Genomic DNA, 9,520 nt, shown 5'->3' with positions numbered 1-9,520 from the left:
GCCGAGCCGGCACCCGAGAGCGGGTACAGCCTGCGCGCGGTCGGCGGCGGCCTCGCCGTCCTCGAGGGCGCGGGCGGGCGGGTGACGGTCGCGACCGGCGGCGAGGTGCCGGGCGCCGGCCGGGTGCTCGCCATCCGCAACACGGGCGCGGGCTGGGTGGTCATCACCACGCAGACCATCATCGGGCCGGCGCAGCTGTGACCGGGATGGGCGCGCCCGGGCGGATTCCGGAGCGGCCGGCTGCGGGCCGGCAAGCTCCGAGCAAGCGTGCCCGCCTAGGCCGGGAGCCTGCCGTGCCCGCTCCAGGGCCCGCGACGGAGACGGACGCGATGACCCTCGACCATCCGGCCGCGCCCGGCCTGCCGGAGACGCGCCCGTGACCGGCACGCTCACGAGCTACACGCTCCTCGCCCGCGACCTCCCGACGAGCCTCAAGCGCAAGGCCGCCGAGGCCGCGGTCTCGCGCGAGACCGCCTACTTCAAGGCCCATATCGGCACGGTCAAATCCGTCGACGACCTGATGGCCGACCAGCGCCTCTACGGCTACGCCATGAAGGCGTACGGCCTGGAGGACATGACCTATGCCCGGGCCTTCATGCGCAAGGTCCTGAGCGAGGGCACGGACAGCGCGACGAGCTTCGCCAACCGGCTCGCCGACGACCGCTACGTGGCCTTCGCCAAGGCCTTCGACTTCACGAAGGTCTACGGCAGTTCCGGCGCGGGCCAGGACGCGGCGACCGCAGAGACGGGGACGACCGACGCCACGACCGCGACGGTCACGGGCGCCAGCGCGCTCGGCGGGAGCCTCGACTTCAGCGGCGCCAACGAGGCCAGCTTCTCGATCGCCACGCAGGTCGATGCGACGACGACCAAGACGGGCACGATCGTGCTCAACCGCCAGACCCTGACCGGCTACGCGCGGGATTTCACCCGGGTCACGGCGGCCGAGCTCGTCGCGGCGATCAACGGACGGATCGAGGCCACGGGCAAGGACAACCTCGCGGGCAAGGTCGCGGCCCGGCTCGACGACCGGAACAGGCTCGTCCTCGAGACGACCGCCTACACCGATCTCGGCGTGGACGGGGCGCCCGGCGGCACGGGGGCTGCCGCCGACACGATCTACGCGGGCGTCGGCGCGCGGCGCACGCTCCTCGTCCAGAACGTCGCGCTCTCGGACGCGGCACGGACGGCCGTCGACATCGGCTTCGGCACCGAGACCGGCCAGGACGCCCGCTCGCGGGCGGTCACCGACGCCTACCTGCGCCAGTCCCTGGAGGAGGATGCGGGGGCCGAGGATACCGGCGTGCGCCTCGCCCTCTACTTCGCCCGCAAGGCGCCCGAGATCACCTCGGCCTACGCCATCCTGGGCGACCAGGCGCTGACCCAGGTCTTCAACACCCTGATCGGCCTGCCGGCGACGAGCGGGGCCGCCTCGAGCGACGCCCTGGAGCGGCGCGCGGAGACGATCGCGGCCAAGATCGACATCGCCAGCCTGCAGGACCCGGCCGCGGTCGAGAAGCTGGCGCGCCGCTTCGCGGCGATCTGGGACGCGCAGAACAACACCGCGACCGCCCCGATCCTGGCGCTGTTCGGCGCGGGCGACGGCGGGAGCGGCATCGGCGCCGACATGCTGCTCGGCCTCCAGGCCAGCCGGCTGGGGTTCTGAGCCGATGCAGAACGGGCTCTACGTCGCGCTCTCCAGCCAGATCGCCCTGGAGAAGCGCCTCACCACCACGGCGCAGAACGTCGCCAACATGGCCACCGCCGGCTACCGCGCGGAGGAGACGAAGTTCACCGCCCTGCTGGCCCAGGCCAGCAAGGGCGCGGTCGCCTTCGCGAGCGCGGGCGACACCTACATCTCGCGGGTCTCCGGCCCGATCGCCAAGACCGACTCGCCCCTCGACGTCGCCGTGCAGGGCGAGGCGTGGCTCGCCGTCGGGGCCCCGGGCGGCCCCGTCTACACCCGCGACGGGCGCCTCACCATGGACGCCACGGGCCGCCTCACCGACGTCTCCGGCCGGCCGGTGCTCGATCCGGGCGGCGGGCCCTTGCTGCTCGACCCGCAACAGGGTCCGCCGACGATCGGCCGCGACGGCACGATCCACCAGGGCGTCAATCAGGTCGGCGCGATCGGCCTGTTCACCTTCGACCCGAAGGCCGCGATCCGCCGGGCCGGCCCGAACGCCGTCTCTCCCAGCCTGCCCGCGCGGCCGGTGCAGGACTTCACCCGCATCGGCCTCACGCAGGGGCATCTGGAGGGCTCGAACGTCAACCCGATCCTGGAGATGACGAAGCTCATCACCATCCAGCGCGCCTTCGAGAGCGCGGCGAACCTGACGCAGCAATCGGAATCGACGCTGCAGGACGCCATCAAGACCCTCGGACCGCAGGGCTAGGCCGATGGCGGACGCGATCGAGCGCCTGGAACGGGCGATGGCGCAGGCGCAAGGGCACTTGGTCCAGGTCGGCGGCCACGTGCGCGAGGTCTCGGCCAGCGCCTGCCGGATCGGCGGCGTCGGGCCCTTCGTGCGGCTCGGCGACCGCATGGGCTTCGAGCGGGACGGGGACGGCGGCGACCAGATCGGCGAGATCGTGCGCATCGACGCCGAGGGCGCCACGCTCAAGACCTTCGGCCCCCGGATCGAGGCCGGCATCGGTACCCGGGTGTTCCGGCTCGGCGCGGCCGAGCTCAGGCCCGACCCCGCCTGGAAGGGCCGGGTGATCGACGCGCTCGGGCGCCCGATCGACGGGGCCGGGCCGCTCGGCGCGGGCGCGACCGCCGCCCCGCTCGACGCCGACCCGCCCGCCGCCTTCGGCCGCGCCCGGGTGCGCCGGCCCCTGGTGACCGGCGTGCGCGCGCTCGACCTGTTCACGCCGCTCTGCGCGGGCCAGCGCATCGGCATCTTCGCAGGATCCGGCGTCGGCAAGTCGACGCTGCTCGCGATGCTGGCGGATGCCGAGGGCTTCGACAGCGTCGTGGTGGCGCTGGTGGGCGAGCGCGGGCGCGAGGTGCGCGAGTTCCTCGAAGGCCCGATCGCCAAGGCGCGGGCGCGCTCGGTGATCGTGGTCTCGACCGGCGACGAGAGCCCGATGATGCGCCGGCAGGCGCCGAAGGTGGCGCTCTCGGTCGCCGAATCGTTCCGCGACCGCGGCGAGTCGGTGCTGCTGATCATCGACTCGGTCACCCGCTACGCCCACGCCGCCCGCGACGTGGCGCTGGCCGCGGGCGAGCCCGCGGTGGCGCGCGGCTACCCGCCGAGCGTGTTCTCGGACCTGCCCCGCCTCCTGGAGCGGGCGGGGCCGGGCCTCGACGGCCAGGGCAGCATCACGGGCGTGTTCTCGGTGCTGGTGGACGGCGACGACCACAACGACCCGGTCGCCGACGCGATCCGCGGCACGCTCGACGGCCACGTGGTGCTCGACCGCGCCATCGCCGAGCAGGGCCGCTACCCGGCCATGGACCTGCTCGGCTCGATCTCGCGGCTCGCCTCCGAGGTCTGGACGCCCGAGCAGCGCGACCTCGTGCGCAAGCTCAAGGCCATGATGGCCCGCTACGAGGAGACCCGGGACCTGCGCCTGATGGGCGGCTACCGGGCCGGAACCGACGCCGAGCTCGACCAGGCGATCGGGCTCGTGCCGAAGATCTACGAGGCGATGCGCCAGGAGCCCGGCCAGGCGCCGAGCCGCGACGCCTTCCTCGAACTCGCCCAGTCGCTGCGGGGCTGACGGCGACGATGACTAAGCCCCGCACAAGCCACCGCGCGCCTGATGCGCCCCGCAACGACCAGACCCTGAAGGTGTCCCCATGAGCCTCACCGGCGTGCTCCGCACCGGCGTCTCGGGCATGAACGCCCAGACCAACCGCATCTCGACGGTGGCGGAGAACATCCAGAACGCCTCGACCACGGGCTACAAGCGCACCGCGACGGAGTTCTCGTCGCTGCTGCTCGAGTCCTCGGGCACCGGCAACTACAACTCGGGCGCGGTCGAGACCACGGTCCGGCGCAGCATCAACGAGGAGGGGCCGACGAGCTTCACCACCTCGGAGACCGATCTGGCGATCCAGGGCAACGGCTTCTTCCTGGTGCGGGATGCGGGCGGCGGGCAGTTCCTGACCCGGGCCGGCAACTTCGTGAAGGACGGCACCACCGGCGACCTCGTCAACGCGGCCGGCTTCACCCTGCAGGGCTACAAGCTCAACCCCGACGGCACGCTGCCGGCGAACCCGGCGCTCACCGACATCAAGTCGGGCACGAACCAGCTGATGGCGCGCCCTTCCAGCACGATGACCCTGCAGGGCAACCTGAAGCAGGGCTCGACCACGGTGGGTACCCCGAGCGCCACGGCCTTCACGACGAAGACCCCGGTCACGACCTACGACAACCTCGGCAACAAGGTGACGTACGACGTCGTCTTCTCGAAGGTGGCCGACACCGCGAGCGAGACGAACAAGTGGTCGGTTGCCCTCTACACCCAGGACGCCTCGCCGGCCCCGGTCGGGACCGCCCAGACGATCACCTTCGGCCCGACCGGCCAGATCACCGGCACGTCGACGTTCAGCGTCACGGGCTCGGGCAACCGCCCGGACCTGAAGCTCGACCTCTCCGCGATGACGCAGCTCGCCCCCGACAGCAGCCCGAAGGGCGTGGCCGACGGCTCGGCGCCGACGAGCAGCACGGGCGTGGCCTTCGGCGACGACGGCACGGTCTACACGATCTACGCCGACGGCACCCGCGCGGCGACCTACAAGGTCCCGCTCGCCGACGTGTCGAGCCCGGACCAGCTCCAGCCCCGGGCCGGGAACGTCTTCGAGGCGACGCGGGATTCAGGCAACCTAGAGGTGGGCTTCGCCAAGCAGAACGGGCTCGGCACGTTCAAGGCCAAGGCGCTGGAGCAGTCGAACGTCGACGTCGCCACCGAGCTGACCTCGATGATCGAGTCGCAGTCGGTCTACACCGCCAATTCCAAGGTGTTCATGACCGGCAACGAGATGCTCGAGACCTTGATGAACCTCAAGCGCTGATCTCACCGACCTCTTTCGGAGCCGCATCATGGGCCTCCAGATCGCGCTGAGCACGGCGCGCAACGCGCTGCTCGCCACGTCGAGCCAGATCGCCGTCGCCTCCCGCAACGTCGCGGGGGCGAACGATGCCGGCTACGCGCGCAAGATCGCCACCCTGGTCACCGGCAACGGCAACGCGCAGGTGATCATCACCCGGGCGGGCGACCAGGCGCTGTTCACGCGCAAGCTCGGCGCGACCTCGGACGAGGCCGCGAGCGCCGCCCGCCTCGACGGGCTGAAGACCCTGGCGCAGACGGTGGGCGACACGGCCGACGCCACCTCGCCCGCCGCCCGGCTCGGCGCGCTCAGCGCCGCGCTCCAGGCCGCCGCCAACCAGCCCGACAGCAGCGACCTCGCCCGCTCGGCGGTGAACGCCGCCCGCGACCTCGCGGGCAGCCTCAACGACGCCGCCGCGGCGGTGCAGAGCGTGCGGGCGGACGCCGATTCCGCGATCAAGGCCTCGGTCGCCACCATCAACGGCCTGCTCCAGCAGTTCGACGCCACGAACTACGCGGTGGTGCGCGGCACGGCCAACGGCACCGACATCACCGACAGCCTCGACGACCGCGACCGGATCCTGACGCAGCTCTCCGCCGAGCTCGGCATCACCACCGTCACGCGGCCCGACGGCGGCATGGCGATCTATACCGACGGCGGCGCGGCGCTCTACGAGCGCGGCGCCCGCACGGTGCGCTTCGACCCGAACGCGCCGCCCCCGGGCAACGCCGTCACCGTCGACGGGGTGGCCGTGACCGGCGCCGGCGCGGCGATGCCCCTGAAGTCCGGCCGCATCGCCGGCCTCGCCGACCTGCGCGACGGCGCCGCGGTGGCCTACGGCGCGCAGCTCGACGCCATGGCGAGCGCCCTCGTCCGCGCCTTCTCGGAGACCTACACCGTCGCCGACCCGCCGCCCGCCACCACCGTCTCGACGGTGCGGGCGGCCGGCCTGTTCACCGGAACGGACGCTGCGGCCGTGCCGGCGGACGGCGCGGTGGTCGCGGGTCTCGCCGGGACGATCCGGGTCGCGGCGCGGGTCGATCCGCAGCAGGGCGGCGACGTGAGCCGGCTGCGCGACGGCGGCATCTACGACGCGCGGACCGTCGTGGGCACGGGCCAGGCCGCCTATGCGGGCCGCCTGAACGCCCTGGTGACGAGCCTCGGGGCGGCCCGCACCGTCGGCACGGGCACCGACCTCGCCGGATCGGCGACGCTCGCGGGCTTCGCGGCGGCCTCGGCCGGCTGGCTCTCGCAGGCGCGCAAGGACGCCACCGCGGCGGCCGAGTACCAGTCGACCCTGCTGTCGCGCGCGACCGACGCCCTGTCGAACGTGGCCGGCGTCAACGGCGACGACGAGACCGCGCTGACGCTCCAGCTGGAGCGCTCCTACACCGCCTCGGCGAAGATCCTCACCGTGGTCGACGACCTCCTCAAGACCCTCATGGACGCGGTGCGCTAAGACCATGATGACCACGAGCTACATCTCCAGCATCAGCCTCTGGAACGCGCCGCGCAGCAACGTCTCGCGCCTGCAGACCGAGCTGGCGCGCGCCAACGCCGAGATCGCGACCGGCCGCTACGCGGATGTCGGGCTGCAGCTCGGGACGCAGGTGGGCACCAGCCTGGGCGTGCGCCAGCAGAGCGCGATGCTCACCGCCCTGAAGGACGGCAACGGCGTCGCCGGCATGCGGCTCAGCACGAGCCAGACCGTGCTGGCCCAGCTCCAGGGCACGGCCGACGCGATGCTCAAGACGCTCACCGGCCTGCCGGAGGACAAGCGGGCCGCGACGGCGGCCAGCGGCGCGGAGAGCGCGCTCTCCGCGCTCGCGGGCGGCCTCGACGCCTCGACCGGCGGCCAGTACGTGTTCGGCGGCACCAACACGAAGGTCAGCCCGATCGGCCCGGACGGCCTCGCCGCCGCCAAGGACGCGGTCGCGGCCGCCTTCGGGAGCTACTTCGCCTTCCCGGTCGGCAGCCCCGCCACGGCCACGATCACCGCCGACCGGATGCGCGGCTTCCTGGACACGCTCGCCGCCCCGGGCGGCCCCTTCGCCGCGGGCTGGGGCGGCACCATCTCCCGCGCCGCGGGCGAGGCCATCTCCAGCCAGATCTCGCTGAGCGAGCGGGCGACGACCTCGGTCTCCGCCGACGACCCGGCCTTCCGCACCCTCGCCCTGGCCTACGCGGTCGCCTCCGGCATCGGACTCACGGGCGCCTCGGCGGCGGTGCAGTCGGTCGCGACCGAGCGCGTGATGAGCCTGCTGGGCGAGGCGAGCAGCGGCCTCGTCGGCCTGCAGGCGGATCTCGGCCGATCCCAGCAGCGGATCACGGAGGCCAACACCCGGCTCGATGCCCAGAAGGCCCTCATGTCGCGCGCGGTCAACGACTTGGAGACGGTCGATCCGGCCGAGGCCAAGACCCGCGTCGATGCGCTGACGACGCAGATCCAGATGTCCTACGCGCTCACCGCCCAGCTGCGCCAGCTCAGCCTCGTCAACTTCCTCTGAAGGCCGGCGGAGTAGCGTCCCGTCCCGCCGACCGACGACACGACCTTCGCCCCACGCCCCGCCACCCGCCCCGCGGACCCGGGCCACCTGCCATCGAACCGAAGGCACGCGATGTACCGATTTTCCTATTCCGAGATCCTGGAGGACGCGCCCCAGCTCGCCCGCGAGCGCGAGCGCATGGCCTTCGACCGGGCGCTCCATCTCCTGCGCACCGTCGAGGCGCGCGGGGAGCGGGGCGCGGAGCGCACGGCCGCGATCGCCTTCGTGCAGGATCTCTGGAACGTGCTGCTCTCCGACCTGCTCGACCCCGAGAACGCCCTGCCGGAGGCGCTCAGGAGCGATCTCGTCTCGATCGGCGCCTGGACCATGGGCGAGGTCGGCGAGGCCCTGCGTGCGCCCGAGCGCAGCCTCGCGGCGCTGATCGAGGTGAACACCTCGATCCGCGACGGCCTGCAGTGAGCGGCGGGAGGGGTCGGAGCATGCATCTCTCGCTGCGCGCCGGTGAGCGCGTCTTCGTCAACGGCGCGGTGCTGCGGGTCGACCGCAAGGTCGGCATCGAACTCCTGAACGACGCGGCCTTCCTGCTGGAGGGCCACGTGCTCCAGGCCGAGGAGGCGACGACGCCGCTCCGCCAGCTCTACTACGCGGCCCAGACCCTGCTGATCGACCCGGCCAATGCCGGCCCCGCCCGCGACCTCTGCGCGGGGCTCCAGGCCGGGATCCTGGCGGCCACCCGGGACGCGGCGATCCATGCCGGCCTCGCCGCCGTCCAGGCGCTCGTCGAGGCCGACCGCCCGTTCGAGGCCCTCAAGGCGATCCGCGGGCTCTACCCGGCCGAGGCCGCGCTGCTGGCGGCCTCGGGCGCCGCGCCCGCGCCCCCGCCCGCCGCCCTGCGCGCCGGCCCCGAGGCCGCGCCGCGCCGCCCGCGCGGCACGGCCGCCCCCGGGCAGGGCCCGGCCGTGCGCTTCGAGACCCGCCCGCGCCGGGCCGCCCCGGGGCAGACGCCGCCGCGCGCGCCGCGCCTCCTCACCGCCGGCCTCCGGCCGGACCACGCCCCCGAACCGGAGGTCTGACGTCCATGGACGTGACCAGCATCACGAACTCGACCGCCGCCTCGAGCGCCGCGGCGACGGGCACGACCGGCGCCGCCACGGCGGCGGCCGCCAAGGCCACCAGCTCGGTCGCGGCCAAGCTCAACGCCGAGACCTTCCTGACGCTGTTCATGACGCAGCTGAAGAACCAGGACCCGACCAAGCCCATGGACGGGACCGAGTATGTCAGCCAGCTCGCCACCCTGTCCCAGGTCGAGCAGGCCACCCAGACCAACAAGAAGCTCGACTCGCTCCTGACCTCGAGCTTCCTCGACCAGGCCGACTCGATCGTCGGCCGCACGATCAGCTCGGCGGACGGCACCACCTCCGGCACCGTCCAGTCGGTGAAGGTCACGGGCGACGGCGCGCTGGCGACGCTGACGGACGGGCGCACCGTGCTGCTGCAATCGGGCGTCTCGGTGTCCTGAGGACCGATTCGCGCTAGGGAAGGGCGGGCGGCCGCGGAGCCGGCCCGCGAAGAGAGCTGAGGTCATGAACGAGGTCGACGCCCTCGAACTCGTGCGCGCCGCGATCTGGACGGTGCTGGTGGCGGCCGGCCCCGCGGTCGGGGCCGCGATGGCGGTCGGCGTCGTGATCGCGCTGCTGCAGGCGCTCACCCAGATCCAGGAGACGACCCTCACCTTCGTGCCGAAGATCGTGGTGGTGCTGCTCGTGCTCCTCGTCACCGGCACCTTCGTGGGCGCCCAGCTCACGAGCTTTGCCGAACTCGCCTACGGGCGGATCGCCACCGGGTTCTGACGCGCGCGTCGTTCTCCCTCCCCCTTCTGCGGGCAGGGCGATCGCATAGGCCGAGCGAGCCTAACCCCGGTCAGGCGTGGGTCCCCTCTCCCATAGGGAGAGGT

Annotated in this window: 9 protein-coding genes and 2 pseudogenes; all 11 read left to right on the top strand. The window is 73.1% G+C overall.

Translation table 11 applies throughout. The features are described 5' to 3' along the window. A pseudogene (locus AX737_RS34445) lies at positions 1 to 201 on the top strand (hypothetical protein); the annotation flags it as partial. Between the two features lie 175 nt (positions 202 to 376). Next, positions 377 to 1,666 (top strand): DUF1217 domain-containing protein, encoded by a 1,290-nt coding sequence (locus AX737_RS15030; RefSeq protein WP_066922594.1) that lies wholly within the window; start codon positions 377 to 379, stop codon positions 1,664 to 1,666. Positions 1,667 to 1,670: 4 nt separating this feature from the next. Further along, on the top strand, positions 1,671 to 2,396 hold the full coding sequence (gene flgF / locus AX737_RS15025; protein WP_066922592.1) for a flagellar basal-body rod protein FlgF: 726 nt from the start codon (positions 1,671 to 1,673) through the stop codon (positions 2,394 to 2,396). A gap of 4 nt (positions 2,397 to 2,400) precedes the next feature. Then, positions 2,401 to 3,726, top strand: a complete 1,326-nt coding sequence (gene fliI, locus AX737_RS15020) for a flagellar protein export ATPase FliI (RefSeq protein ID WP_066922590.1) — start codon at positions 2,401 to 2,403, stop codon at positions 3,724 to 3,726. A gap of 79 nt (positions 3,727 to 3,805) precedes the next feature. Then, the gene (locus AX737_RS15015; RefSeq protein ID WP_066922588.1) at positions 3,806 to 5,023 is read left to right on the top strand and encodes a flagellar hook protein FlgE; all 1,218 of its coding nucleotides are present in this window, start codon (positions 3,806 to 3,808) and stop codon (positions 5,021 to 5,023) included. A 28-nt stretch (positions 5,024 to 5,051) separates the two neighbouring features. Continuing rightward, complete coding sequence (flgK, locus tag AX737_RS15010; protein ID WP_066922586.1) at positions 5,052 to 6,518, top strand: flagellar hook-associated protein FlgK; 1,467 nt, start codon at positions 5,052 to 5,054, stop codon at positions 6,516 to 6,518. A 4-nt stretch (positions 6,519 to 6,522) separates the two neighbouring features. Further along, entirely contained in the window at positions 6,523 to 7,566 is a 1,044-nt protein-coding gene (locus AX737_RS15005; protein WP_066922583.1) for a flagellar hook-associated family protein, read from the top strand. A 111-nt stretch (positions 7,567 to 7,677) separates the two neighbouring features. Then, entirely contained in the window at positions 7,678 to 8,025 is a 348-nt protein-coding gene (gene flaF / locus AX737_RS15000; protein ID WP_066922581.1) for a flagellar biosynthesis regulator FlaF, read from the top strand. Positions 8,026 to 8,045: 20 nt separating this feature from the next. Further along, positions 8,046 to 8,417, top strand: a pseudogene (flbT, locus tag AX737_RS35975) (flagellar biosynthesis repressor FlbT); the annotation flags it as partial. 227 nt (positions 8,418 to 8,644) lie between these two features. Further along, on the top strand, positions 8,645 to 9,085 hold the full coding sequence (flgD, locus tag AX737_RS14990) for a flagellar hook assembly protein FlgD (RefSeq protein WP_066922579.1): 441 nt from the start codon (positions 8,645 to 8,647) through the stop codon (positions 9,083 to 9,085). Between the two features lie 64 nt (positions 9,086 to 9,149). Then, positions 9,150 to 9,416, top strand: coding sequence for a flagellar biosynthesis protein FliQ (gene fliQ / locus AX737_RS14985; protein WP_066922577.1), 267 nt, complete (start codon positions 9,150 to 9,152; stop codon positions 9,414 to 9,416). Positions 9,417 to 9,520: the final 104 nt, after the last annotated feature.

Origin of the sequence: Methylobacterium sp. CCH5-D2 (assembly GCF_001556475.1) — a bacterium.
Taxonomy (GTDB): domain Bacteria; phylum Pseudomonadota; class Alphaproteobacteria; order Rhizobiales; family Beijerinckiaceae; genus Methylobacterium; species Methylobacterium hispanicum.
The sequence above is the reverse complement of the archived record's forward strand: the minus strand, read 5'-3'. Positions and strand labels throughout refer to the sequence as shown.